The organism is Streptomyces sp. NPDC051662 (genome assembly GCF_040681655.1).
GTDB lineage: Bacteria > Actinomycetota > Actinomycetes > Streptomycetales > Streptomycetaceae > Streptomyces.
On sequence record NZ_JBFAZD010000016.1, the window covers coordinates 1 to 22,980 of the forward strand.

Below are 22,980 nucleotides of genomic sequence, written 5' to 3' on the forward strand. Positions count from 1 at the left end.
GAGGGCGTGGACGGTCCAGCCGCCGTGAGGGTTGCGGCCGGCGGTGACCTCGCCCCGGTACAGGGTGGCGCGCTCGCGCATACCGACCAGTCCCCACGGCCGTACTTGGTACCGCTGCACTGCTGGGACCTACGCGGCCCGGCCCCGCTCAAGCGCCGCCATCGCACGCTCGGTCACTTCCGTGACCTTGCCGAGCGCGGAGATCGTGACCACCAGACCCTGGGCCCGGTAGTGGTCGATGATCGGCTCGGTCTGCGTGTGGTAGACCTCAAGCCGGGTCCGCACCGTCTCCTCGGAGTCGTCGTCCCGCTGGTACAGCTCGCCGCCGCAGATGTCGCAGACACCCTCCTTCTTCGGCGGGCTGTACGTGACATGGAAGACATGCGCGCTGTCGTTGCGGCAGACCCGGCGCCCCGCGATCCGTGTGACGACCTCGTCCTCGGGGACCTCAAGATCCAGCACCGCGTCCAGCTTCACGCCGTCCTCCGCGAGGGCCTCGTCCAGCGCCTTCGCCTGCGAGACATTGCGCGGGAAGCCGTCCAGCAGAAAGCCGTTGACGGCGTCCGGCTGCCCCATCCGCTCCTGTGCCATCGCGATGGTCACCTCGTCGGGCACCAGGTTCCCGGCGTCCATGTACGACTTCGCGAGCTTGCCGAGGGTCGTGCCCTGGCTGATGTTGGCTCGGAAGAGGTCGCCCGTGGAGATGTGCGGGACCTTCAGGTTCTTGGCGAGGTACGCGGCCTGCGTTCCCTTGCCGGCACCGGGCGGCCCGACGAGGACGATTCGCATCAGCGGAGGAACCCTTCGTAATTACGCTGCTGAAGCTGGCTCTCGATCTGCTTCACGGTTTCCAGACCCACACCCACGATGATGAGGATGCTCGTCCCGCCGAACGGGAAGTTCTGGTTCGCACCGCCGAAGCCTGCCAACGCCATCGTCGGGACGAGAGCAATCAGACCCAGGTACAGCGAGCCCGGCCAAGTGATCCTGTTGAGCACGTAGCTCAGATACTCGGCAGTAGGTCGACCTGCCCGGATACCCGGGATGAAGCCACCATACTTCTTCATGTTGTCGGCGACTTCTTCGGGGTTGAAGGAGATGGCCACGTAGAAGAAGGCGAAGAACACGATCAGCAGGAAGTACGTCGCGATGTAATACGGGTGGTCACCCTTGACGAAGTGCGCTTCGATCCAGGTCTTCCAGGCGGAGTTCCCACTGGAGAACTGCGCGACCAGCGCCGGGATGTAGAGCAGCGACGACGCGAAGATGACCGGGATCACACCCGCCTGATTCACCTTCAGCGGGATGTAGGTGGACGTACCGCCGTAGGACCTGCGGCCGATCATGCGCTTCGCGTACTGCACGGGGATCCGGCGCTGCGCCTGCTCGACGAAGACGACCAGGCCCACCATCACGAAGCCGATCAGAATGACCGTGCCGAACTCGATCCAGCCCTTGGCGAGCGTGCCGCTCTCCTTGATGGCCCACAGCGCGCCGGGGAAGCCCGCGGCGATCGAGATGAACATCAGGATGGACATGCCGTTGCCGATCCCGCGGTCGGTGATGAGCTCACCGAGCCACATGACGGCGGCGGTGCCCGCGGTCATGGTGATCACCATGGTGACGGTGACGAAGATCGACTGGTCGGGCACGATCTCCGAGGCGACCGGGCAGCCGCTGAAGAGCGCGCCGCTCCGGGCGGTGGCGACCAGGCCGGTGCCCTGCAGCACGGCGAGGGCGACCGTCAGATAGCGGGTGTACTGGGTGATCTTGGCCTGACCGGACTGGCCCTCCTTCTTGAGGGCCTCCAGCCTGGGGATGACCACGGTCAGCAGCTGCAGAATGATGCTCGCGGTGATGTACGGCATGATGCCGAGCGCGAAGATCGTGATCTGCAGCAGCGCCCCGCCGCTGAACATGTTCACCAGACCGAACAGGCTGTTATTGCCCTTCTGGGCCGCGTCGACACACGTCTGGACATTCTCGTAACTGACGCCCGGTACCGGGACATGTGCCCCGAGCCGGTACAGCACGATGATGCCGAGTGTGAAGAGCAGCTTCTTGCGCAGGTCGGGCGTCTTGAACGCCCGGGCGAACGCGGTGAGCACGGTGCCTCCTGCGACCCCCGCGCTACTGCGTCAGAGGTGACGGTATTGAGGATCGACGGATACGGAACAAGCAATACAGCAACAATGCACGCCACCTTACCGGCGACAGTGCCCCCCTTGGAACGACCAACCGGGGATGCCCCTTTTGAGAGGCATCCCCGGTCGGATGTTCAGGCCATCGAGTTGTCTCAGACGAGCTCGGTGACGGTGCCGCCGGCGGCGGCAATCTTCTCCTTGGCGGAGCCGGAGACGGCGTCAACCGAAACCTGCAGCGCCACGGAGATCTCGCCCTGGCCCAGGACCTTGACGAGGCTGTTCTTGCGCACCGCGCCCTTGGTGACCAGATCGGCCACCGTGACCTCGCCGCCCTCGGGGTAGAGAGCGGAGAGCTTGTCCAGGTTCACGACCTGGTACTCGGTGCGGAACGGGTTCTTGAAGCCCTTGAGCTTCGGGAGACGCATGTGGAGGGGCATCTGCCCACCCTCGAAGCGCTCCGGAACCTGGTAACGGGCCTTGGTGCCCTTGGTACCACGACCTGCGGTCTTACCCTTGGACGCCTCACCACGACCCACACGGGTCTTGGCGGTCTTGGCGCCCGGGGCAGGACGGAGGTTGTGGACCTTCAGCGGGTTGTTCTCCGCCATGTCAGTCGACCTCCTCAACCGTCACGAGGTGGCGGACGGTGTGCACCATGCCGCGGAACTCGGGGCGGTCCTCCTTGACAACCGTGTCGCTGACCCGCTTGAGGCCGAGCGAACGCAGGGTGTCGCGGTGGTTCTGCTTGCTGCCGATGTACGACTTCGTCTGCGTGATCTTGAGACGGGCCATTACGCACCCGCTCCCGCACGCGCACGGAGCAGAGCCGCGGGGGCGACGTCCTCAAGGGGCAGACCGCGGCGGGCCGCGATCTCCTCGGGACGCTGCAGGCCCTGGAGGGCCGCCACGGTCGCGTGCACGATGTTGATCGCGTTGTCCGAGCCGAGCGACTTCGACAGGATGTCGTGCACGCCCGCGCACTCCAGCACGGCACGCACCGGGCCACCGGCGATCACGCCGGTACCGGGGGAAGCCGGCTTGAGCAGGACGACGCCCGCGGCCTTCTCGCCCTGGATCGGGTGCGGGATGGTGCCCTGGATACGGGGGACCTTGAAGAAGTGCTTCTTGGCCTCCTCAACACCCTTGGCGATGGCGGCCGGCACCTCCTTGGCCTTGCCGTAGCCGACACCCACGGTGCCGTCACCGTCGCCCACCACGACCAGCGCGGTGAAGCTGAAGCGACGACCACCCTTCACAACCTTGGCAACGCGGTTGATCGCGACAACGCGCTCAACGTAAGCGGTCTTCTCGGCGGCAGCGCCACCGTCGCGACCCTTCCGGTCCCGCCGCTCGCCGCCACCGGCACCGCTTCCGCGGCGCTGGGGTCCAGCCATTGGATTTACCTCTCTCTGTTACGTCCGTTGGTCCCGGAACCGGGAGCTAGAACTTCAGCCCGGCTTCGCGGGCGGCGTCAGCCAGAGCGGCAATGCGCCCGGCGTACCTGTTGCCACCACGGTCGAACACGACGGCCTCGACGCCTGCGGCCTTGGCACGCTCGGCGACCAGGGCACCGACCTTCTGTGCCTGGGCGCTCTTGTCGCCCTCGCCACCTCGGATCGAGGTGTCCAGGGTCGACGCCGAAGCGAGCGTGTGGCCCGCGATGTCGTCGATGACCTGCGCGACGATGTTGCGGTTGGAGCGCGTCACGACCAGGCGAGGACGCTCCGGCGTACCGGAGACATGCTTGCGGACGCGGATGTGGCGACGCTTGATGGCGGCGCGCTTGTACGCGTCACCCTTAGCAATCTTGACACCGTATGCCATGGCTTACTTACCCGCCTTTCCGACCTTGCGGCGGATGACCTCGCCCGCGTACTTGACGCCCTTGGCCTTGTACGGGTCGGGCTTCCGCAGCTTGCGGATGTTAGCGGCGACCTCGCCGACCTTCTGCTTGTCGATGCCCTCGACGGTGAACTTCGTGGGCGTCTCGACCTTGAAGGTGATGCCCTCGGGGGCCTCGATGAGGATCGGGTGGCTGTAGCCCAGGGCGAACTCCAGGTTGGAGCCCTTCGCCTGGACGCGGTAGCCGACTCCGCTGATTTCGAGCGCCTTGATGTATCCCTGGGTCACGCCGGTGATCATGTTCGCCACCAGCGTGCGGGACAGGCCGTGCAGGGCCTTGTTCTGACGCTCGTCGTTCGGGCGCAGCACCTGAAGGGTGCCGTCCTCGCCCTTGGTGACCTCGATCGGCGCGGCGACGGTGTGCGAGAGGGAACCCTTGGGGCCCTTCACGGCGACCGTACGGCCATCGATGGTGACGTCCACACCGGCGGGAACCTGGATGGGGAGCTTGCCGATTCGCGACATGAGCTATTCCTCCGTTCCCGACTACCAGACGTAGGCGAGGACTTCCCCACCTACGCCCTTCTTGCTGGCCTGCTGGCCGGTCAGGAGACCGTGGGACGTGGAGATGATGGCCACGCCCAGGCCGCCGAGAACCTTCGGCAGATTGGTGGACTTCGCGTACACACGCAGACCCGGCTTGGAGATGCGCTTGATGCCGGCGATCGAACGCTCGCGGTTCGGGCCGAACTTCAGCTCCAGGACGAGGTTCTTGCCGACCTCGGCGTCCTCGACCTTCCAGCCGGTGATGAAGCCCTCCTGCTGGAGGATCTCCGCGATGTGCGACTTGATCTTGCTGTGCGGCATCACGACTTCGTCGTGGTACGCCGAGTTCGCGTTGCGCAGACGCGTGAGCATGTCTGCGATGGGATCAGTCATGGTCATGAATTGGCCTTCGGCCTCTCTCGCCGGGGTTTCCTGTATGCGCCATCCCTCTCCCCGATCAGAGTCGGGACGGGTGCGGTGCGGGGACCTACGGCGTAGTAAGTCTGATTTGGACGACGGGCGCCCAACCCCACAAGCCTACGGCATGTGAGGGAGGGCTCCCGCCAACCAATTGCTTACCGAGAGCTTCGGGTGATCCTGAAGAACAGGACTACCAGGAGCTCTTGGTGACGCCCGGCAGCTCGCCGCGGTGGGCCATCTCACGAAGGCACACACGGCACAGGCCGAACTTGCGGTAGACGGAGTGGGGACGGCCGCAGCGCTGGCAGCGGGTGTAACCGCGCACACCGAACTTCGGCTTGCGGGCGGCCTTAGCGATCAGAGCCTTCTTCGCCACGGTCAGTTCTCCTTGAACGGGAAGCCGAGGTGACGAAGGAGGGCACGACCCTCGTCGTCATTGGTCGCCGTGGTGACCACGGTGATGTCCATGCCCCGGACCCGGTCGATCTTGTCCTGGTCGATCTCGTGGAACATGACCTGCTCCGTGAGACCGAAGGTGTAGTTGCCACGGCCGTCGAACTGCTTCGGGGACAGACCGCGGAAGTCACGGATACGCGGCAGCGCGAGCGACAGCGTACGGTCCAGGAACTCCCACATGCGGTCACCGCGGAGGGTGACGTGGCAACCGATCGGCTGGCCCTCGCGCAGCTTGAACTGCGCGATGGACTTCCGGGCCTTGGTGACGGACGGCTTCTGGCCGGTGATCGTGGTGAGGTCCTTGATGGCACCCTCGATCAGCTTGGAGTCGCGGGCGGCGTCGCCCACACCCATGTTGACCACGATCTTGACGAGACCGGGGATCTGCATGACGTTCTCGTACGAGAACTCCTCACGCAGCTTTCCGGCGATCTCCTCGCGGTAGCGCAGCTTCAGACGCGGCGCGGTAGTGGTGGCAGTCATCAGATGTCCTCACCGGTCCGCTTGGCAACGCGGATCTTGTTGCCCTCGTCGTCAAAGCGGTAGCCGACGCGGGTGACGACCTTCTTGCCGTCCTTCTCCACAACCAGCTGAACGTTGCTGACGTGGATGGGGGCTTCGGTGGTCACGATGCCGCCGGTCTGCGAACCGCGAGCCGTCTGGCCGGCCTTGGTGTGCTTCTTGACCCGGTTGACACCCTCGACGAGAACACGGTCCTGCGTGGGGTAGGCCACGATGACCTTGCCCTGCTTGCCCTTGTCCTTACCGGTGATGACCTGGACCAGGTCGCCCTTCTTGATCTTCATGCTTACAGCACCTCCGGCGCGAGCGAGATGATCTTCATGAACTTCTTCTCGCGCAGCTCACGGCCCACCGGGCCGAAGATACGGGTGCCACGAGGGTCGCCGTCGTTCTTCAGAATGACGGCGGCGTTCTCGTCGAAGCGGATGTACGAGCCGTCCGGACGGCGGCGCTCCTTGACGGTGCGAACGATGACCGCCTTGACGACGTCACCCTTCTTCACGTTGCCACCGGGGATCGCGTCCTTGACGGTGGCGACGATGACGTCACCGATGCCCGCGTAGCGGCGACCCGAGCCACCGAGAACACGGATGGTGAGAATTTCCTTCGCACCCGTGTTGTCGGCGACACGCAGTCGCGACTCCTGCTGGATCACGTCTATCTCCTGATCGTCTGCCGGTTCCCGGTGGGGGCTCCGTACGTGACGTACGGAGCCCCACCGAGCCTGGCGGAACTATTCCGAGGGGAAACCCCCTCGGAGGGGGTTGTTACTTGGCCTTCTCAAGGATCTCGACGATGCGCCACCGCTTCGTGGCGGACAGCGGCCGGGTCTCCATCAGGAGGACGCGGTCGCCGATGCCGGCGGCGTTCTGCTCGTCGTGCGCCTTGAGCTTGTTCGTACGGCGGATGACCTTGCCGTACAGCGCGTGCTTGACGCGGTCCTCGACAGCGACGACGACGGTCTTGTCCATCTTGTCGCTGACGACCAGACCCTCACGGGTCTTGCGGAAGCCGCGGTCGGTCGTGGCGTTGGTCTCGGTCACGTTGCTCTCAGTCATCAGGCGCTCTCCACCGTCTCGATGCCCAGCTCGCGCTCACGCATCAGGGTGTAGATCCGCGCGATGTCCTTGCGCACGAGCTTCAGCCGCCCGTGGTTTTCGAGCTGACCCGTCGCCGCCTGGAAGCGGAGATTGAACAGCTCTTCCTTGGCCTCGCGAAGCTTCGCGAGAAGCTCCTCGTCGCCCAGTTCGCGCAGTTCGGACGCCTTGGTCACGGCCGCCATCACGCCTCACCTGCCTCGCGCCGAACGATCCGGCACTTCATCGGAAGCTTGTGAGCAGCGCGGGTAAGCGCCTCACGCGCAATCTTCTCGTTCGGGTAGGACAGCTCGAACATCACCCGACCGGGCTTGACGTTCGCGATCCACCACTCGGGGGAACCCTTACCGGAACCCATGCGGGTCTCGGCAGGCTTCTTGGTGAGCGGACGGTCCGGGTAGATGTTGATCCAGACCTTGCCGCCACGCTTGATGTGACGGGTCATCGCGATACGAGCGGCCTCGATCTGACGGTTCGTCACGTACGCGGGGGTCAGCGCCTGGATGCCGTACTCGCCGAACGCAACCTGCGTCCCACCCTTGGACATTCCGCTGCGCTTCGGGTGGTGCTGCTTGCGGTGCTTGACCCTACGGGGGATCAGCATTTCGGTCAGGCCTCCGTTCCGCCGGTAGAAGAGGACGTCGCCTCAGCGGCCGGAGCAGCGGCGGCGTCGGCCTTGGGGGCCTCGGCTGCCGGGTTCTGCTGCGGCTTGCGGCCACGGCCGCCACGCTCGCCACCGCGGCCACCACGGCCGGCGGGACGGTCGTTGCCACCACCACGGGCCGGACGGTTGCCGGCGCGGGCCGCGGCGTTCTCGGCGCGCACCTCGGCGATGTTCTTGACGTCGCCCTTGTAGATCCAGACCTTCACACCGATACGGCCGAAGGTCGTCTTGGCCTCGAAGAAGCCGTAGTCGACGTTCGCACGGAGCGTGTGCAGGGGCACACGGCCCTCGCGGTAGAACTCCGAGCGGGACATCTCGGCGCCGCCGAGACGGCCACCGCACTGGATCTTGATGCCCTTGGCGCCGGCCTTCATCGTCGACTGCATGCTCTTACGCATGGCGCGACGGAAGGAGACACGCGAGGACAGCTGCTCGGCGACGGCCTGGGCCACCAGCTGAGCGTCCACCTCGGGGTTCTTGACCTCAAGGATGTTCAGCTGGACCTGCTTGCCGGTCAGCTTCTCCAGCTCGCCGCGGATACGGTCGGCCTCGGCGCCGCGGCGGCCGATGACGATGCCCGGACGTGCGGTGTGGATGTCAACGCGGACGCGGTCGCGGGTGCGCTCGATCTCCACCTTGGAGATGCCGGCCCGCTCCATGCCCTTCGTCATCATGCGACGAATGGCGACGTCTTCCTTGACGTAGTCCTTGTACAGCTTGTCGGCGTACCAACGGGACTTGAAGTCCGTGGTGATACCGAGTCGGAACCCATGCGGGTTAACCTTCTGGCCCATTACCGGGTTCCTTCCTTGCTGCTGACGACCACGGTGATGTGGCTGGTCCGCTTACGGATCCGGTAGGCACGGCCCTGGGCACGCGGACGGAACCGCTTCAGGGTCGGGCCCTCGTCCACGTACGCCTCGCTGATGACCAGCGAAGAGGCGTCGGTGTGGTCGTAGTTGTGCGCGGCGTTGGCAATGGCGCTGTCAAGCACCTTGCCGACCGGCACGCTCGCGGCCTGCGGGGCGAAGCGCAGGACCGCCTGAGCCTCCGTGGCATCCATGCCACGGATGAGGTCCACCACGCGGCGGGCCTTCATGGGCGTGACGCGGATGTACCGCGCCTGGGCCCTGGCTTCCATGGTTGTCCCTTCGGTGTAAGTCATAGTCAGTCACCCCGCGTTAGCGGCGCTTCGACTTCCGGTCGTCCTTGACGTGGCCGCGGAAGGTGCGAGTCGGCGAGAACTCGCCGAGCTTGTGGCCGACCATGGACTCGGTGACGAACACCGGGACATGGATCTTGCCGTTGTGCACCGCGATCGTGTGGCCCAGCATGGCCGGGACGATCATCGAGCGACGGGACCAGGTCTTGATGACGTTCTTGGTGCCTGCTTCGTTCTGGACGTCCACCTTCTTGATCAGGTGGTCGTCGACGAAGGGCCCCTTCTTGAGACTGCGCGGCATCTAAACCCGCTCCTAGCGCTTCTTGTTCGTCTTGCGGCGGCGGACGATGTACTTGCTGCTTGCCTTCTTCGGCGAGCGAGTACGACCCTCCTTCTGACCCCACGGGCTGACCGGGTGGCGTCCACCGGAGGTCTTGCCCTCACCACCACCGTGCGGGTGGTCAACCGGGTTCATCGCGACACCGCGGACGGTCGGGCGTACGCCCTTCCAGCGCATACGGCCGGCCTTGCCCCAGTTGATGTTCGACTGCTCGGCGTTGCCGACCTCGCCGATGGTGGCGCGGCAGCGGACGTCGACCAGCCGGATCTCGCCGGACGGCATACGAAGGTGGGCCATGGAGCCCTCCTTCGCCAGCAGCTGCACGGAGGCACCCGCGGAGCGGGCGAACTTCGCGCCGCCGCCGGGCCGCAGCTCGATGGCGTGGATGGTCGTACCGACCGGGATGTTGCGCAGCGCCAGGTTGTTGCCGGGCTTGATGTCGGCGGCCGGACCGTTCTCGACACGCGCGCCCTGCGCGAGGCCACGCGGCGCGATGATGTAGCGCTTCTCGCCGTCCGCGTAGTGCAGGAGCGCGATGCGCGCGGTGCGGTTCGGGTCGTACTCGATGTGCGCGACCTTGGCCGGCACGCCGTCCTTGTCGTGACGACGGAAGTCGATCACGCGGTAGGCGCGCTTGTGTCCACCACCCTGGTGGCGAACGGTCACACGACCGGCGTTGTTACGGCCGCCCTTGCTGTGCAGCGGGCGGACCAGCGACTTCTCCGGCGTGGACCGCGTGATCTCGACAAAGTCGGCGACGCTGGAGCCACGACGGCCCGGGGTCGTCGGCTTGTACTTGCGGATACCCATTGTCTCTCAGTCCTCGGAAGAATTCCGGATCCTGGACGTCTCGACCTCCGTCAGGAGGTCGGGCCGCCGAAGATGTCGATACGGTCGCCCTCTGCGAGGGTCACGATGGCGCGCTTGGTGTTCGCGCGCTTACCGAAACCGGTGCGGGTGCGCTTGCGCTTGCCCTGGCGGTTGATCGTGTTGACCCCGGCGACCTTGACCGAGAAGACCGCTTCCACGGCCTGCTTGATCTGGGTCTTGTTGGCCGTGGGCGCCACGATGAACGTGTACTTGTTCTCGTCGAGCAGCGCGTAGCTCTTCTCGGACACCACGGGCTTCACAAGAATGTCGCGGTGGTCGTGGAAGGTCTTGCTGGTGATCTCGGCCATCAGGCTTCACTCCCCTCGTTGTCTTCGGCCTTGGAAGGGCCAGACACGAAGGACTCGAAGGCGGCCTTGGTGAAGACCACGTCGTCGGAGACGATCACGTCGTACGTGTTCAGCTGGCCCGGCGCCAGGATGTGCACCTGGGGCAGGTTGCGGGCGGACAGCCACGCGGCCTCGTCGGACCTCTCGACGACCAGGAGCACGTTCTTGCGCTCGCTGATCTTGCCGATCAGGGTCCGGGCTGCCTTCGTGGACACCGCGTCCTCGACCAGGCCGGAAACGACGTGGATACGAGAGTGACGGGCCCGGTCGGTGAGGGCACCGCGCAGGGCGGCGGCCTTCATCTTCTTGGGGGTCCGCTGCGAGTAGTCACGCGGCACGGGGCCGTGGACGACGCCACCACCGGCGAACTGCGGAGCGCGGGTCGAACCCTGACGGGCGCGGCCGGTGCCCTTCTGGCGGTACGGCTTCTTGCCACCGCCACGGACTTCGCCGCGGGTCTTGGTCTTGTGCGTGCCCTGTCGGGCAGCGGCCAGCTGGGCGACAACGACCTGGTGGATCAGCGGAATGCTGACCTTCGCGTCGAAGATCTCCGAGGGGAGCTCGACGGTCCCGGCCTTGTCGCCTGCCGGCGAAAGGATGTCAACGGTGCTCATCAGTTACCTCAGGCCCCCTTGGCCGCGGTACGGACCAGGACGAGGCCGCCGTTCGGACCAGGAACCGCGCCCTTGATCAGGAGCAGGCCCTTCTCCGCGTCAACGGCGTGAACGGTCAGGTTCTGGGTGGTGACCCGCTCGTTGCCCATACGGCCCGCCATGCGGAGGCCCTTGAACACACGGCCCGGGGTGGCGCAGCCACCGATGGAGCCGGGAGAGCGGTGCTTGCGCTGGGTGCCGTGACCGGCGCCGAGGCCCTTGAAGTTGTGACGCTTCATGACACCGGCGAAGCCCTTGCCCTTGCTCTTGCCCGTGACGTCGACCTTGACGCCGGACTCGAACGTGGCGGCGGTGATCTCCTGGCCGAGCGTGTACTCGCCGGCGTCGGAGGTGCGGAGCTCCACCAGGTGGCGGCGGGGGGTCACGTCGGCCTTGGCGAAGTGGCCCTTGAGGGGCTTGTTCACCTTGCGCGGGTCGATCTCGCCGAAGGCGATCTGGACCGACTCGTAGCCGTCGGAGTCATTCGTACGGACCTGGGTAACAACGCAGGGCCCGGCCTTGACGACGGTCACCGGGACGACACGGTTGTTCTCGTCCCAGACCTGGGTCATGCCGAGCTTCTCGCCCAGGACACCCTTGATCTGCTTTGCCATCTCTTCCGCGCCTCTCAGAGCTTGATCTCGATGTCAACGCCGGCCGGAAGGTCCAGGCGCATCAGCGAGTCAACGGTCTTGGGCGTCGGGTCGAGGATGTCGATCAGGCGCTTGTGCGTGCGCATCTCGAAGTGCTCGCGCGAGTCCTTGTACTTGTGCGGCGACTTGATGACGCAGTACACGTTCTTCTCAGTGGGCAGCGGCACCGGGCCCGCGACCGACGCACCAGTACGCGTCACCGTCTCGACGATCTTCTTCGCCGAGGAGTCGATGACCTCGTGGTCGTAGGCCTTGAGCCGGATGCGGATCTTCTGTCCCGCCATGGCTGCTTCGTAGTCCTGTCTCTCGTAACGCTCTGGAACCCGGTAGCTCCGCGCCCCGCTCCGACCCACGCGGTCGGGCGTGTCGCATCCTCGCCAATGAAAATCTCCCGAAGGAATTTCCCTGCCAAGGGGTGCGGTCCTGACGACCGCGAGCCGGGGCCGGGCCGCGATATCGCGATTAGCCACCGGGCGCCTGGCCGGAGCCCCGCTGACGCTTCCCGGAAGATTCCCGTACGTCCGCCCCAGCGCTGCCCGGAAGGGCAGTTGGGACGACGAGTACTGTGGGACTCGCTTCCGGTCCTCCCGGCGGGAGGCGCGCAGCATCGGCACTCAACCGAGCAACCTGAACAGTGTGCCATAGGGGCCCCAGCCCTGGCCAATCGCGGCCGGAAAGGGTACCCCACGCCGGACCCGCTCAATCAGCGGACCGGGCCCTGCGCTCTTCGAACGGAGCGTCTCCGCGATCCCCCTCCAGTGAGGGGAAAAACACGAGGGCCCCGCACCGCCCTCCTCACGGACGGGGTGCGGGGCCCCTGTTGGATGCTCCGAGGAGCTACCAGGTCAGATCAGTGATTACTTGTTGATCTTGGTGACCTGGCCGGCGCCGACGGTCCGGCCACCCTCACGGATGGCGAACTTGAGGCCCTCCTCCATGGCGACGGGCTGGATCAGCTCGACCGTCATGACGGTGTTGTCGCCCGGCATGACCATCTCGGTGCCCTCGGGGAGGGTCACCACGCCGGTCACGTCCGTGGTACGGAAGTAGAACTGCGGGCGGTAGTTGTTGAAGAACGGGGTGTGACGGCCACCCTCGTCCTTCGACAGGATGTAGGCCTGGGCCTCGAAGCTGGTGTGCGGCGTGACCGAACCCGGCTTGATGATGACCTGGCCGCGCTCGACGTCCTCGCGCTTGATGCCACGGAGGAGCAGACCGACGTTCTCACCGGCCTGGCCCTCGTCGAGCAGCTTGCGGAACATCTCGATGCCGGTGACCGTGGTGGTGGTCTTCTCGGTCTTGATACCGACGATGTCGACGGTCTCGTTGACCTTCAGGACACCACGCTCGATACGACCGGTGACGACGGTGCCACGACCGGTGATCGTGAAGACGTCCTCGATCGGCATCAGGAACGGCTTGTCGACGTCGCGCTCGGGCTGCGGGATGGACTCGTCAACGGCCTTCATCAGGTCGAGAACGGTCTTGCCCCACTCGGCGTCGCCCTCAAGGGCCTTGAGCGCCGAGACCTTGACGACCGGCAGGTCGTCGCCCGGGAACTCGTACTCGGAGAGCAGCTCGCGGACCTCAAGCTCGACGAGCTCAAGGATCTCCTCGTCGTCCACCATGTCGGCCTTGTTCAGGGCGACAACGATGTACGGAACGCCGACCTGGCGGGCCAGGAGCACGTGCTCCTTGGTCTGCGGCATCGGGCCGTCGGTGGCGGCGACCACGAGGATGGCGCCGTCCATCTGCGCCGCACCCGTGATCATGTTCTTGATGTAGTCCGCGTGACCCGGGCAGTCGACGTGCGCGTAGTGACGCGACTCCGTCTGGTACTCGACGTGCGCGATGGAGATGGTGATACCGCGCTGGCGCTCCTCGGGAGCCTTGTCGATCTGGTCGAAGGCCGAGGCCTCGTTCAGGTCCGGGTACGCGTCATGCAGCACCTTGGTAATGGCGGCCGTGAGGGTCGTCTTACCGTGGTCGATGTGACCGATGGTGCCGATGTTGACGTGCGGCTTAGTCCGCTCGAACTTCGCCTTCGCCACTGGGGTCCTCCTGGAGTGGTTCTGTACGCCTTACTCATCGGCGCCAGGTGATCTTTGCTGGGATGCCGGCCCCCGGGGCGGCCCCGCCATGATCCGGTGGATCCGGCGGAACCGCCCCAGGACTTGCCGGTGACAAGCCTAAAGCGTGGACTCGGAAGAGTTACTCGCCCTTGGCCTTCGCGATGATCTCCTCGGCGACGTTCCGGGGAACCTCGGCGTAGGAGTCGAACTGCATCGAGTAGCTTGCGCGACCCGAGGTCTTGCTGCGGAGGTCTCCGACGTAGCCGAACATCTCCGACAGCGGCACCAGGCCCTTGACGACCTTGGCGTTGGCCCGGTCCTCCATGGCCTGGATCTGGCCACGCCGGGAGTTGATGTCACCGATGACATCGCCCATGTAGTCCTCGGGCGTGGTCACCTCGACCGACATCATCGGCTCAAGGAGCACGGGAGACGCCTTGCGGGCGGCCTCCTTGAACGCCTGCGAACCGGCGATCTTGAAGGCCAGCTCCGAGGAGTCGACCTCGTGGTAGCCACCGTCGAGCAGCGTGATGCGCACACCGGTCATCTCGTAACCCGCGAGGATGCCGAACTGCATGGCCTCCTGCGCGCCGGCGTCCACCGAAGGGATGTACTCCTTCGGGATACGGCCACCGGTGACCTTGTTCACGAACTCGTACGAGGCGTCGCCGCCCTCGATGGGCTCGATCATGATCTGCACCTTGGCGAACTGCCCGGTGCCACCGGTCTGCTTCTTGTGGGTGTAGTCCACCCGCTCGACGGTCTTGCGGATCGTCTCACGGTAAGCGACCTGCGGCTTGCCGACGTTCGCCTCGACGCGGAACTCGCGCCGCATACGGTCGACCAGCACCTCAAGGTGAAGCTCGCCCATACCGCCGATAACGGTCTGGCCGGTCTCCTCGTTGGTGTGCACCTGGAAGGAGGGGTCCTCCTCCGCGAGACGCTGGATGGCGACACCCAGCTTCTCCTGGTCACCCTTGGACTTGGGCTCGATCGCGACCTCGATGACCGGCGCCGGGAAGTCCATGGACTCCAGGATCACCGGGTTCTTCTCGTCGCACAGCGTCTCACCGGTGGTGGTCTGCTTCAGGCCCATGACGGCGACGATGTCACCGGCGCCCACCGACTCGATCTCCTCACGCTTGTTCGCGTGCATACGGTAGATCTTGCCGATGCGCTCCTTGCGGCCCTTCACCGAGTTCAGCACCGCGGTGCCGGACTCCAGCTTGCCGGAGTACACACGGACGAAGGTGAGCTTGCCGAGGTGCGGGTCGCTCATGATCTTGAACGCCAGCGCGGACAGCGGCTCGTCGACGGAGGGCTTGCGAACGACCTCCAGCTCCGGGTCCTTGACGTCGTGGCCCACGATGCCCTCGACGTCCAGCGGAGTCGGCAGGTAGCGCACGACCGCGTCGAGCAGGGGCTGAACGCCCTTGTTCTTGAACGCGGTACCGCAGAACACCGGGGTGACGGTGATGCCGTCGGACTTGCCGGAGGCGATGGTGATACGGCGGATCGCCGCGTACAGCTGCTCCACGGAGGGCTCGGTGCCCTCCAGGTACAGCTCCATCAGCTCGTCGTCGTTCTCGGAGACGGTTTCGAGCAGCTTGCCGCGCCACTCCTCGGCCGCCTCGGTGTGCGTGGCCGGGATGTCGACGACGTCGTACATCTCGCCCTTCGCCGCCTCGGCGGACCAGACGAAGGCCTTCATCGTCACGAGGTCGACGACGCCCTTGAAGTCGGCCTCCGCACCGATCGGAAGCTGCATGACGATCGGAACCGCGCCGAGGCGGTCCGAGATCATGTCGACGCAGCGGTGGAACTCCGCGCCGGTCCGGTCGAGCTTGTTCACGAAGCAGATACGGGGCACGCCGTAACGGTCGGCCTGCCGCCATACCGTCTCGGACTGCGGTTCCACACCGGCGACACCGTCGAACACGGTGACGGCACCGTCGAGGACGCGGAGCGAACGCTCCACCTCGACCGTGAAGTCCACGTGACCCGGGGTGTCGATGATGTTGATGGTGTGGTCGACGTCGTCGAGCGGCCAGTGACAGGTCGTCGCGGCGGACGTGATGGTGATGCCGCGCTCCTGCTCCTGCTCCATCCAGTCCATCGTGGCAGCGCCGTCGTGGACCTCACCGATCTTGTAGCTCACACCGGTGTAGAACAGGATGCGCTCGGTGGTCGTCGTCTTGCCCGCGTCGATGTGGGCCATGATCCCGATATTGCGGACCTTGGCCAGGTCAAGCGAAGTGGTGGCCATAAGGCTCAATCTTCTCTCGGTCTCGATGTGGGTAGCGACTACCAGCGGTAGTGCGCGAAGGCCTTGTTGGACTCGGCCATCTTGTGCGTGTCCTCACGCTTCTTGACCGAGGCGCCGAGACCGTTGGAGGCGTCGAGCAGCTCGTTCATGAGGCGTTCGGTCATGGTCTTCTCGCGACGGGCGCGGGAGTAACCCACGACCCAGCGCAGAGCGAGGGTGGCGGCGCGACCGGGCTTGACCTCGATCGGCACCTGGTAGGTGGCGCCACCGACACGGCGGGACTTGACCTCAAGCGTGGGCTTGACGTTCTCAAGCGCGCGCTTCAGCGTGATGACCGGGTCGTTGCCGGTCTTCTCGCGGAGGCCTTCCATGGCGCCGTACACGATCCGCTCGGCAGTGGAACGCTTGCCGTTGAGCAGAAGCTTGTTGATCAGCGACGTGACAAGAGGAGAACCGTAGACCGGGTCGATGATGACCGGGCGCTTCGGGGCGGGGCCCTTACGAGGCATTCTTACTTCTCCTTCTTGGCGCCGTAGCGGCTGCGGGCCTGCTTGCGGTTCTTGACACCCTGGGTGTCAAGGGAGCCGCGGATGATCTTGTAGCGAACACCCGGCAGGTCCTTCACACGGCCACCACGCACGAGCACGATGGAGTGCTCCTGCAGGTTGTGTCCCTCACCCGGAATGTAGGCCGTGACCTCGATACCGGAGGTCAGACGCACACGCGCGACCTTACGGAGGGCCGAGTTCGGCTTCTTCGGGGTGGTCGTGAAGACACGCGTGCAGACGCCGCGGCGCTGAGGGGACCCCTCAAGCGCGGGCGTCTTGTTCTTCTCGACCTTGTCCTGCCGGCCCTTCCGGACCAGCTGCTGGATCGTAGGCACTACTTCTCCGGTTTCTGTGTGCCGTTAGTGAAACTAACCTGGAACACCTCCGACCCACGCGGTCGGGTGTGTCGAATACTGCATGGCCTCACCGAAGGCGAGGAGGGCGCAGATTACGGTGGCCGGTGCTCAAGCTCGCGTGCGGTTGAGGACACGCACAGGAGCCCAGGCACACCCCAGGCACAAGGTCTGAGCGTACCTACCTCATGGACTCCGGTCAAAACAAATGCCGGGCCCCCCGACACGCCGGACGTCCCCCTGGTGAACGGCGGGTGACGGGGGCACGTCACGGCTCATTGGAGCAGGTCGTCGCCGGGCGGCCGGGAACGGTCACGCCGGGTACGGCGGGGCGGCGGGAGCGTGGGGATGGTCGGCACCTTCGAGCTGCGTCTCTTACGGACGAAGGCGGGTTTGACGGGCTCGGCGGGTGGGCGTGGGCCGGCGGCGCGCTGTTCGGTACGCCGGTCGGTATGCGGGTCGGTATGCGGGTCGACGCTTCCGTCATCAGGTGGCTCGGCACGCGCGTCGGCCGCGGGGGCCGGGCCGTCGCCGTCATCCCGCTCCGGGTGGTCGCGCGCCGGGTCCTCCGGGGAGCCCTCCTGGGGGAACGGGATCACCGCGGCCTGTCCGGGAGTGCGCCCCACAAGCCGCAGACGGCCGGTCCTGGCGGTGGCACGCGCCTGCTCCAGCGCAGATTCGTACTGCTCGGCCGCGTCGCGCCAGCCGCTCGCGTACGCCCTCAGCTCCCGGCGCTCGATCTCCTCGCGCAGCAGTACGACGAGCTCCCCTGGCTCATGATCTTCGAGGGACCGGCCGAGGGAGTCGAGGAGTGCGCGGAGATCTCCCGGGGGCGGGAGCAGCGGCCCGCCGACCCGGACCCCGTCGTCCTTGGCGGTGGGCAGCGAAGGCTGGTGACGCTCGTCGCCCTCTGCCGCGCGCGTCTCCTCGTCACGTCCCATGGCCTCCCATCCCGCCCATTCCGCCCATGGCGTCGGGGCGGCACAGCCCAGGCACGGCCACTCAGCCCCCGCGTTACCGCCGACAAACCCCTACGAAGAGGTGTTCCGCCTGCACATCCGTAGGTGCGGGGACAGGCGACAATAGTTTATCGGGCACATTCAGTGCCGGGTCGGTCAGAAGCGGTCAGTACGAGGCAGTCCGGCCGCACGGGGCGGCCTCTGCCCTGACGAGACGTACGGGGCGGCCGGTCCGAGGCGGTCAGTCCGAGGCGAGCGGGAGCCGCTCGTCCGGGCGCGCGGAAACCGCGGCCGGTGCGTTCGCCGGCAGGAACTGTCCGGCGACCCTGATGAACATGTCCCGCTGCTCGACCGGAACGCCGAGGGCGACCGCCGCTTCCTCCAGCGTGAGCGTGCCCGCCACGGAACCCGTGGCGGACTCCGGCGCGTGCACCGCGCGCGGCGGCGGATCGGGGAGCGGGAGATCCTCCTCCGTCAGCCTGCCCGACCGGATCAGCATCTCGCGCACCGGGACCTGAAGAACATGCGAAAGCCGCCGGGTGGTCTCCAGATCCGGCATGCTCTGCCGCTGGAGCAGCCTGGTGACGGCGGCCCGGTGCACACCCGCCTCATCGGCGAGGCGGGACTTGCCCCCGCCACGAGGGCTGTCGATGTCGAAGCCGCGCCGACGTATCAGCTCTTCGACCCAGGTGGCGAACTGCTCAAGTTCGCTTGAAGTCATGGGTGATCGCCTCCCTCCGAAGCGGGTAACAGGCTACCGCGCTTGCGCGCACAGAATTATGGCCTTCCCTTGTGTCAATTGTGAGGGTTCTGTCGCTGCCCATGCCCTGCCAACACCCACACAACGCGGCCACAACCGAAGCTCCCGGTTGCATGCACGCTCGCAACATATGACCGGCCTTCTTGAGCACCCAGATACCCGAGCGATCGCGGCGAAGAGTGAGACCTGATGAGAAACCCCGGGGGCCCGAAACGCCGAAGGGCGGCCATCCCGTACAGGATGGCCGCCCTTCGTTCGCTCACGCCTTACTGGTTGTACGGACCGTAGTCGTAGTCCTCCAGCGGAACGGCCTGGCCGGAGCCCGTGCCGAACGGCGAGTAGTCGATGTCGTCGTAGCCGACGGCCGAGTACATCGCGGCCTTGGCCTCCTCGGTCGGCTCGACCCGGATGTTGCGGTAGCGGGACAGACCCGTACCGGCCGGGATGAGCTTACCGATGATGACGTTCTCCTTGAGGCCGATCAGGGAGTCCGACTTGGCGTTGATCGCCGCGTCGGTGAGGACCCTGGTCGTCTCCTGGAAGGACGCCGCCGACAGCCACGACTCGGTGGCCAGCGACGCCTTGGTGATACCCATCAGCTGCGGACGGCCGGAGGCCGGGTGGCCGCCTTCCGTGACCACACGACGGTTCTCGGTCTCGAACTTCGAGCGCTCCACCAGCTCGCCCGGCAGCAGCTCCGCGTCGCCGGACTCGATGATCGTCACACGGCGCAGCATCTGCCGGATGATGATCTCGATGTGCTTGTCGTGGATCGACACACCCTGCGAGTTGTAGACCTTCTGGACCTCGCCGACCAGGTGGACCTGGACCGCGCGCTGACCGAGGATCCGCAGCACGTCGTGCGGGTTGGTGGCACCCACGGTGAGCTTCTGGCCCACCTCGACATGGTCGCCCTCGCCCACGAGCAGACGGGCACGCTTGGAGATCGGGAACGGCGTCTCGTCGCTGCCGTCGTCCGGGGTGACGACGAGCTTCTTGGTCTTCTCGGTCTCCTCGATACGGACGCGGCCGGCCGCCTCCGAGATCGGGGCGACACCCTTGGGCGTACGGGCTTCGAAGAGCTCGACGACTCGGGGCAGACCCTGGGTGATGTCGTCACCGGCCACACCACCGGTGTGGAAGGTACGCATCGTCAGCTGGGTACCGGGCTCACCGATGGACTGGGCGGCGATGATGCCGACCGCCTCACCGATGTCGACCAGCTTGCCGGTGGCCAGCGAACGGCCGTAGCAGAAGGCACAGGTGCCGACCGCGGACTCGCAGGTCAGGACCGAGCGGGTCTTGACCTCCTCGACCCCGGCGGCCACGACGGCGTCGATCAGGACATCGCCCAGGTCGACATTTGCCGGCGCGATGACCTTGCCGTCGACGACGACGTCCTCGGCGAGCATCCGCGCGTACACGGACGTCTCGACGTCCTCCGCCTTGCGCAGCACACCATCGGCGCCGCGCTCGGCGATCCGCAGCTTCAGACCGCGGTCGGTGCCACAGTCCTCCTCGCGGATGATCACGTCCTGCGAGACATCCACCAGACGACGGGTCAGGTAACCCGAGTCGGCGGTACGCAGGGCGGTGTCGGCCAGACCCTTTCGGGCACCGTGCGTGGAGATGAAGTACTCCAGCACGGACAGACCCTCACGGAAGGACGCCTTGATGGGACGCGGGATCGTCTCGTTCTTGGCGTTGGACACCAGACCACGCATACCGGCGATCTGACGCATCTGCATCATGTTTCCGCGAGCACCCGAGTTGACCATCATGAAGATGGGGTTGGTCTTCGGGAAGTTCGCGTTCATCGCCTCGGCGACCTCGTTGGTCGCCTTGGTCCAGATCGCGATGAGTTCCTGCGTGCGCTCGTCCTTGGTGATCAGACCGCGCTCGTACTGCTTCTGGACCTTCTCGTCCTGCGCCTCGTAACCCTGGACGATCGCCTTCTTCGCCTCGGGCACGACGACATCGGAGATGGCGACGGTGACACCGGAACGGGTCGCCCAGAAGAAGCCGGCCGCCTTCAGGTTGTCGAGCGTCGCCGCCACGATGACCTTGGGGTAGCGCTCGGCGAGGTCGTTGACGATCTCGGAGAGCTGCTTCTTGCCCACCGAGTAGTCGACGAACGGGTAGTCCTCGGGCAGCAGCTCGTTGAAGAGCGCGCGGCCCAGGGTCGTACGCAGCCGGAACGGGTCGCCCTGCTGCCACGGCACCGCGGTGCCGTCCGTGTCGGCCTCATCGGCGACAGGCGGGGTCCAGCCACGCGGCGGAATCGTGCCCACCGGGAAGCGGATGTCGACCTTCGCCTGGAGCGAGAGCTCCCGGTTGTCGAACGCCATGGTCGCCTCGGCGGTGGAGCCGAAGGACCGGCCCTCGCCGATGACCTCGCGCTCTTCCTCGTCCGTCGTGAGGAAGAAGAGACCGAGCACCATGTCCTGGGTCGGCATGGTGACGGGACGACCGTCGGCCGGCTTCAGGATGTTGTTCGAGGACAGCATCAGGATGCGGGCCTCGGCCTGCGCCTCCGCGGAGAGCGGCAGGTGGACGGCCATCTGGTCACCGTCGAAGTCCGCGTTGAACGCGGTGCAGACGAGCGGGTGGATCTGGATGGCCTTGCCCTCGACCAGCTGCGGCTCGAAGGCCTGGATGCCCAGACGGTGCAGGGTCGGCGCACGGTTCAGCAGCACCGGGTGCTCGGCGATGACCTCTTCGAGCACGTCGTACACGACCGTACGGCCGCGCTCGACCATGCGCTTCGCCGACTTGATGTTCTGCGCGTGGTTCAGATCCACCAGGCGCTTCATCACGAACGGCTTGAAGAGCTCCAGCGCCATGGCCTTCGGCAGACCGCACTGGTGCAGCTTGAGCTGCGGACCGACGACGATCACGGAACGGGCCGAGTAGTCGACTCGCTTGCCGAGGAGGTTCTGACGGAACCGGCCCTGCTTGCCCTTGAGCATGTCGCTCAGGGACTTCAGCGGACGGTTACCGGGACCCGTCACCGGGCGACCGCGGCGGCCGTTGTCGAACAGCGCGTCGACGGCCTCCTGCAGCATCCGCTTCTCGTTGTTCACGATGATCTCGGGGGCACCGAGGTCAAGGAGACGCTTGAGGCGGTTGTTGCGGTTGATCACACGGCGGTACAGGTCGTTCAGGTCGGAGGTCGCGAAGCGGCCACCGTCCAGCTGCACCATCGGACGCAGGTCCGGCGGGATGACCGGCACGCAGTCCAGCACCATGCCCTTGGGGCTGTTGCTGGTCTGCAGGAACGCGGAGACGACCTTGAGGCGCTTGAGCGCGCGGGTCTTCTTCTGGCCCTTGCCGGTACGGATGATCTCGCGGAGGCGCTCGGCCTCCTCGTCCAGGTCGAAGGACTCCAGGCGCTTCTGCAGCGCCGCGGCACCCATCGAACCGTCGAAGTACGTGCCGAAGCGGTCACGCAGCTCGCGGTAGAGCAGCTCGTCGCCCTCCAGGTCCTGGACCTTGAGGTTCTTGAAGCGGTTCCACACCTCGTCGAGACGGTCGATCTCGCGCTGCGCGCGGTCGCGCAGCTGCTTCATCTCACGCTCGGCGCCCTCGCGCACCTTGCGGCGCACATCGGCCTTGGCGCCCTCGGCCTCCAGCTCGGCCAGGTCGGTCTCAAGCTTCTTGGCGCGGGCTTCGAGGTCGGCGTCGCGGCGGTTCTCGACCTGCTGGCGCTCGACGGAGACATGCGCCTCCAGCGACGGCAGGTCGCGCGTACGGCGCTCCTCGTCCACGAACGTGATCATGTACGCGGCGAAGTAGATGACCTTTTCGAGGTCCTTCGGCGCGAGGTCGAGCAGGTACCCGAGGCGTGACGGGACGCCCTTGAAGTACCAGATGTGGGTCACGGGCGCGGCCAGCTCAATGTGGCCCATCCGCTCACGGCGCACCTTGGCGCGCGTGACTTCCACGCCACAGCGCTCACAGATGATGCCCTTGAAGCGGACACGCTTGTACTTGCCGCAGTAGCACTCCCAGTCCCGGGTCGGACCGAAGATCTTCTCGCAGAAGAGTCCGTCCTTCTCGGGCTTGAGCGTGCGGTAGTTGATGGTCTCCGGCTTCTTCACTTCGCCGTGCGACCAGGTCCGGATGTCGTCCGCGGTGGCAAGGCCGATCCGCAGCTCGTCGAAGAAGTTGACGTCGAGCACTTGTCGTCAATCCCTCTTTCGGGGGTTCGAGCCCCTCGCGTCAGCGAGTAGATGGGGCACTTCAGCAATGGTCTGAACGGGTCCGGGGAGAGCCGGCCGGATACGGGATCCGGCCGGCGAACCCG

General features: G+C 66.0%; 30 protein-coding genes. All 30 read right to left on the reverse strand.

Features of this window, described 5'->3' with window-relative positions:
* Positions 1 to 129: 129 nt before the first annotated feature.
* The 30 genes from AB0M67_RS25180 to AB0M67_RS25325 all read right to left on the reverse strand — a co-directional run bounded on the left by AB0M67_RS25180 (position 130) and on the right by AB0M67_RS25325 (position 22,855).
* Positions 130 to 789, reverse strand: a complete 660-nt coding sequence (locus AB0M67_RS25180; RefSeq protein WP_365748928.1) for an adenylate kinase — start codon at positions 787 to 789, stop codon at positions 130 to 132.
* Positions 789 to 2,108, reverse strand: a complete 1,320-nt coding sequence (secY, locus tag AB0M67_RS25185) for a preprotein translocase subunit SecY (RefSeq protein ID WP_249948327.1) — start codon at positions 2,106 to 2,108, stop codon at positions 789 to 791. Before secY ends, AB0M67_RS25180 begins: the two co-directional genes overlap by 1 nt.
* A gap of 188 nt (positions 2,109 to 2,296) precedes the next feature.
* The gene (rplO, locus tag AB0M67_RS25190) at positions 2,297 to 2,752 is read right to left on the reverse strand and encodes a 50S ribosomal protein L15 (RefSeq protein ID WP_030351448.1); all 456 of its coding nucleotides are present in this window, start codon (positions 2,750 to 2,752) and stop codon (positions 2,297 to 2,299) included.
* Between the two features lies 1 nt (position 2,753).
* Positions 2,754 to 2,936, reverse strand: coding sequence for a 50S ribosomal protein L30 (gene rpmD / locus AB0M67_RS25195; protein ID WP_066943591.1), 183 nt, complete (start codon positions 2,934 to 2,936; stop codon positions 2,754 to 2,756).
* Positions 2,936 to 3,538 carry a 30S ribosomal protein S5 gene (rpsE, locus tag AB0M67_RS25200; protein ID WP_030351447.1) on the reverse strand — a complete coding sequence of 201 codons (603 nt, stop codon included), beginning with the start codon at positions 3,536 to 3,538 and terminating at the stop codon, positions 2,936 to 2,938. The genes rpmD and rpsE overlap by 1 nt, the downstream gene beginning before the upstream one ends.
* Before the next feature lie 46 nt (positions 3,539 to 3,584).
* Positions 3,585 to 3,968: a 50S ribosomal protein L18 gene (gene rplR / locus AB0M67_RS25205; protein WP_114659653.1), complete on the reverse strand. Its 384-nt coding sequence runs from the start codon at positions 3,966 to 3,968 to the stop codon at positions 3,585 to 3,587.
* A 3-nt stretch (positions 3,969 to 3,971) separates the two neighbouring features.
* Positions 3,972 to 4,511: a 50S ribosomal protein L6 gene (gene rplF / locus AB0M67_RS25210; RefSeq protein ID WP_365748931.1), complete on the reverse strand. Its 540-nt coding sequence runs from the start codon at positions 4,509 to 4,511 to the stop codon at positions 3,972 to 3,974.
* 21 nt (positions 4,512 to 4,532) lie between these two features.
* On the reverse strand, positions 4,533 to 4,931 hold the full coding sequence (gene rpsH / locus AB0M67_RS25215; protein ID WP_046504649.1) for a 30S ribosomal protein S8: 399 nt from the start codon (positions 4,929 to 4,931) through the stop codon (positions 4,533 to 4,535).
* Between the two features lie 211 nt (positions 4,932 to 5,142).
* Positions 5,143 to 5,328, reverse strand: coding sequence for a type Z 30S ribosomal protein S14 (locus tag AB0M67_RS25220; protein WP_003948630.1), 186 nt, complete (start codon positions 5,326 to 5,328; stop codon positions 5,143 to 5,145).
* A gap of 2 nt (positions 5,329 to 5,330) precedes the next feature.
* Positions 5,331 to 5,891, reverse strand: a complete 561-nt coding sequence (rplE, locus tag AB0M67_RS25225) for a 50S ribosomal protein L5 (RefSeq protein WP_030351443.1) — start codon at positions 5,889 to 5,891, stop codon at positions 5,331 to 5,333.
* Positions 5,891 to 6,214 (reverse strand): 50S ribosomal protein L24, encoded by a 324-nt coding sequence (gene rplX, locus AB0M67_RS25230; RefSeq protein WP_249948330.1) that lies wholly within the window; start codon positions 6,212 to 6,214, stop codon positions 5,891 to 5,893. Before rplX ends, rplE begins: the two co-directional genes overlap by 1 nt.
* A gap of 2 nt (positions 6,215 to 6,216) precedes the next feature.
* Positions 6,217 to 6,585 carry a 50S ribosomal protein L14 gene (rplN, locus tag AB0M67_RS25235; protein WP_003974257.1) on the reverse strand — a complete coding sequence of 123 codons (369 nt, stop codon included), beginning with the start codon at positions 6,583 to 6,585 and terminating at the stop codon, positions 6,217 to 6,219.
* A 112-nt stretch (positions 6,586 to 6,697) separates the two neighbouring features.
* A complete protein-coding gene (gene rpsQ, locus AB0M67_RS25240; protein ID WP_249948331.1) occupies positions 6,698 to 6,988 on the reverse strand; it encodes a 30S ribosomal protein S17 in 291 nt (96 codons plus the stop codon).
* Complete coding sequence (rpmC, locus tag AB0M67_RS25245) at positions 6,988 to 7,212, reverse strand: 50S ribosomal protein L29 (RefSeq protein WP_249948332.1); 225 nt, start codon at positions 7,210 to 7,212, stop codon at positions 6,988 to 6,990. The genes rpsQ and rpmC overlap by 1 nt, the downstream gene beginning before the upstream one ends.
* On the reverse strand, positions 7,212 to 7,631 hold the full coding sequence (rplP, locus tag AB0M67_RS25250; protein WP_072485538.1) for a 50S ribosomal protein L16: 420 nt from the start codon (positions 7,629 to 7,631) through the stop codon (positions 7,212 to 7,214). Before rplP ends, rpmC begins: the two co-directional genes overlap by 1 nt.
* Positions 7,632 to 7,636: 5 nt before the next feature.
* Positions 7,637 to 8,485 carry a 30S ribosomal protein S3 gene (rpsC, locus tag AB0M67_RS25255; protein WP_030351439.1) on the reverse strand — a complete coding sequence of 283 codons (849 nt, stop codon included), beginning with the start codon at positions 8,483 to 8,485 and terminating at the stop codon, positions 7,637 to 7,639.
* Positions 8,485 to 8,832, reverse strand: a complete 348-nt coding sequence (gene rplV, locus AB0M67_RS25260) for a 50S ribosomal protein L22 (RefSeq protein ID WP_004571827.1) — start codon at positions 8,830 to 8,832, stop codon at positions 8,485 to 8,487. Before rplV ends, rpsC begins: the two co-directional genes overlap by 1 nt.
* Positions 8,833 to 8,872: 40 nt before the next feature.
* Entirely contained in the window at positions 8,873 to 9,154 is a 282-nt protein-coding gene (gene rpsS / locus AB0M67_RS25265) for a 30S ribosomal protein S19 (RefSeq protein ID WP_030351437.1), read from the reverse strand.
* Between the two features lie 12 nt (positions 9,155 to 9,166).
* Positions 9,167 to 10,003, reverse strand: a complete 837-nt coding sequence (rplB, locus tag AB0M67_RS25270; protein ID WP_129770859.1) for a 50S ribosomal protein L2 — start codon at positions 10,001 to 10,003, stop codon at positions 9,167 to 9,169.
* A 50-nt stretch (positions 10,004 to 10,053) separates the two neighbouring features.
* A complete protein-coding gene (gene rplW / locus AB0M67_RS25275; RefSeq protein WP_249948333.1) occupies positions 10,054 to 10,371 on the reverse strand; it encodes a 50S ribosomal protein L23 in 318 nt (105 codons plus the stop codon).
* Complete coding sequence (gene rplD, locus AB0M67_RS25280; protein WP_365748937.1) at positions 10,371 to 11,024, reverse strand: 50S ribosomal protein L4; 654 nt, start codon at positions 11,022 to 11,024, stop codon at positions 10,371 to 10,373. Before rplD ends, rplW begins: the two co-directional genes overlap by 1 nt.
* 8 nt (positions 11,025 to 11,032) lie before the next feature.
* Positions 11,033 to 11,677, reverse strand: a complete 645-nt coding sequence (gene rplC, locus AB0M67_RS25285; RefSeq protein ID WP_249948335.1) for a 50S ribosomal protein L3 — start codon at positions 11,675 to 11,677, stop codon at positions 11,033 to 11,035.
* Between the two features lie 14 nt (positions 11,678 to 11,691).
* Entirely contained in the window at positions 11,692 to 12,000 is a 309-nt protein-coding gene (rpsJ, locus tag AB0M67_RS25290) for a 30S ribosomal protein S10 (RefSeq protein WP_003948644.1), read from the reverse strand.
* A 573-nt stretch (positions 12,001 to 12,573) separates the two neighbouring features.
* Entirely contained in the window at positions 12,574 to 13,767 is a 1,194-nt protein-coding gene (tuf, locus tag AB0M67_RS25295) for an elongation factor Tu (RefSeq protein ID WP_129770864.1), read from the reverse strand.
* Between the two features lie 160 nt (positions 13,768 to 13,927).
* A complete protein-coding gene (gene fusA / locus AB0M67_RS25300) occupies positions 13,928 to 16,054 on the reverse strand; it encodes an elongation factor G (RefSeq protein WP_365748940.1) in 2,127 nt (708 codons plus the stop codon).
* Between the two features lie 38 nt (positions 16,055 to 16,092).
* Positions 16,093 to 16,563, reverse strand: coding sequence for a 30S ribosomal protein S7 (gene rpsG / locus AB0M67_RS25305; protein ID WP_030351427.1), 471 nt, complete (start codon positions 16,561 to 16,563; stop codon positions 16,093 to 16,095).
* A gap of 2 nt (positions 16,564 to 16,565) precedes the next feature.
* On the reverse strand, positions 16,566 to 16,937 hold the full coding sequence (rpsL, locus tag AB0M67_RS25310) for a 30S ribosomal protein S12 (RefSeq protein ID WP_003948652.1): 372 nt from the start codon (positions 16,935 to 16,937) through the stop codon (positions 16,566 to 16,568).
* Positions 16,938 to 17,230: 293 nt separating this feature from the next.
* Entirely contained in the window at positions 17,231 to 17,896 is a 666-nt protein-coding gene (locus tag AB0M67_RS25315; protein WP_365748942.1) for a hypothetical protein, read from the reverse strand.
* A gap of 259 nt (positions 17,897 to 18,155) precedes the next feature.
* Positions 18,156 to 18,635, reverse strand: coding sequence for a helix-turn-helix transcriptional regulator (locus AB0M67_RS25320; RefSeq protein ID WP_365748944.1), 480 nt, complete (start codon positions 18,633 to 18,635; stop codon positions 18,156 to 18,158).
* A gap of 305 nt (positions 18,636 to 18,940) precedes the next feature.
* Positions 18,941 to 22,855: a DNA-directed RNA polymerase subunit beta' gene (locus AB0M67_RS25325; protein ID WP_365748946.1), complete on the reverse strand. Its 3,915-nt coding sequence runs from the start codon at positions 22,853 to 22,855 to the stop codon at positions 18,941 to 18,943.
* Positions 22,856 to 22,980: the final 125 nt, after the last annotated feature.

Bases quoted from the DNA above. Each gene is read 5' to 3' on its own strand.
- AB0M67_RS25315 (WP_365748942.1), bottom strand. From the start codon at position 17,896: ATGGGACGTGACGAGGAGACGCGCGCGGCAGAGGGCGACGAGCGTCAC.
- rplE (WP_030351443.1), bottom strand. From the start codon at position 5,891: ATGACTGCCACCACTACCGCGCCGCGTCTGAAGCTGCGCTACCGCGAG.
- rplD (WP_365748937.1), bottom strand. From the start codon at position 11,024: ATGAGCACCGTTGACATCCTTTCGCCGGCAGGCGACAAGGCCGGGACC.
- rpsS (WP_030351437.1), bottom strand. From the start codon at position 9,154: ATGCCGCGCAGTCTCAAGAAGGGGCCCTTCGTCGACGACCACCTGATC.
- rpsC (WP_030351439.1), bottom strand. From the start codon at position 8,485: ATGGGCCAGAAGGTTAACCCGCATGGGTTCCGACTCGGTATCACCACG.
- rplO (WP_030351448.1), bottom strand. From the start codon at position 2,752: ATGGCGGAGAACAACCCGCTGAAGGTCCACAACCTCCGTCCTGCCCCG.
- rplV (WP_004571827.1), bottom strand. From the start codon at position 8,832: ATGGAAGCCAGGGCCCAGGCGCGGTACATCCGCGTCACGCCCATGAAG.
- rpsQ (WP_249948331.1), bottom strand. From the start codon at position 6,988: ATGACTGAGAGCAACGTGACCGAGACCAACGCCACGACCGACCGCGGC.
- AB0M67_RS25320 (WP_365748944.1), bottom strand. From the start codon at position 18,635: ATGACTTCAAGCGAACTTGAGCAGTTCGCCACCTGGGTCGAAGAGCTG.
- AB0M67_RS25180 (WP_365748928.1), bottom strand. From the start codon at position 789: ATGCGAATCGTCCTCGTCGGGCCGCCCGGTGCCGGCAAGGGAACGCAG.
- rpmC (WP_249948332.1), bottom strand. From the start codon at position 7,212: ATGGCGGCCGTGACCAAGGCGTCCGAACTGCGCGAACTGGGCGACGAG.
- rpsE (WP_030351447.1), bottom strand. From the start codon at position 3,538: ATGGCTGGACCCCAGCGCCGCGGAAGCGGTGCCGGTGGCGGCGAGCGG.
- rplR (WP_114659653.1), bottom strand. From the start codon at position 3,968: ATGGCATACGGTGTCAAGATTGCTAAGGGTGACGCGTACAAGCGCGCC.
- rplB (WP_129770859.1), bottom strand. From the start codon at position 10,003: ATGGGTATCCGCAAGTACAAGCCGACGACCCCGGGCCGTCGTGGCTCC.
- rplF (WP_365748931.1), bottom strand. From the start codon at position 4,511: ATGTCGCGAATCGGCAAGCTCCCCATCCAGGTTCCCGCCGGTGTGGAC.
- rplC (WP_249948335.1), bottom strand. From the start codon at position 11,677: ATGGCAAAGCAGATCAAGGGTGTCCTGGGCGAGAAGCTCGGCATGACC.
- rpmD (WP_066943591.1), bottom strand. From the start codon at position 2,936: ATGGCCCGTCTCAAGATCACGCAGACGAAGTCGTACATCGGCAGCAAG.
- rplX (WP_249948330.1), bottom strand. From the start codon at position 6,214: ATGAAGATCAAGAAGGGCGACCTGGTCCAGGTCATCACCGGTAAGGAC.
- rpsJ (WP_003948644.1), bottom strand. From the start codon at position 12,000: ATGGCGGGACAGAAGATCCGCATCCGGCTCAAGGCCTACGACCACGAG.
- rpsG (WP_030351427.1), bottom strand. From the start codon at position 16,563: ATGCCTCGTAAGGGCCCCGCCCCGAAGCGCCCGGTCATCATCGACCCG.
- rplW (WP_249948333.1), bottom strand. From the start codon at position 10,371: ATGGCCGAGATCACCAGCAAGACCTTCCACGACCACCGCGACATTCTT.
- fusA (WP_365748940.1), bottom strand. From the start codon at position 16,054: ATGGCCACCACTTCGCTTGACCTGGCCAAGGTCCGCAATATCGGGATC.
- rplP (WP_072485538.1), bottom strand. From the start codon at position 7,631: ATGCTGATCCCCCGTAGGGTCAAGCACCGCAAGCAGCACCACCCGAAG.
- rpsH (WP_046504649.1), bottom strand. From the start codon at position 4,931: ATGACCATGACTGATCCCATCGCAGACATGCTCACGCGTCTGCGCAAC.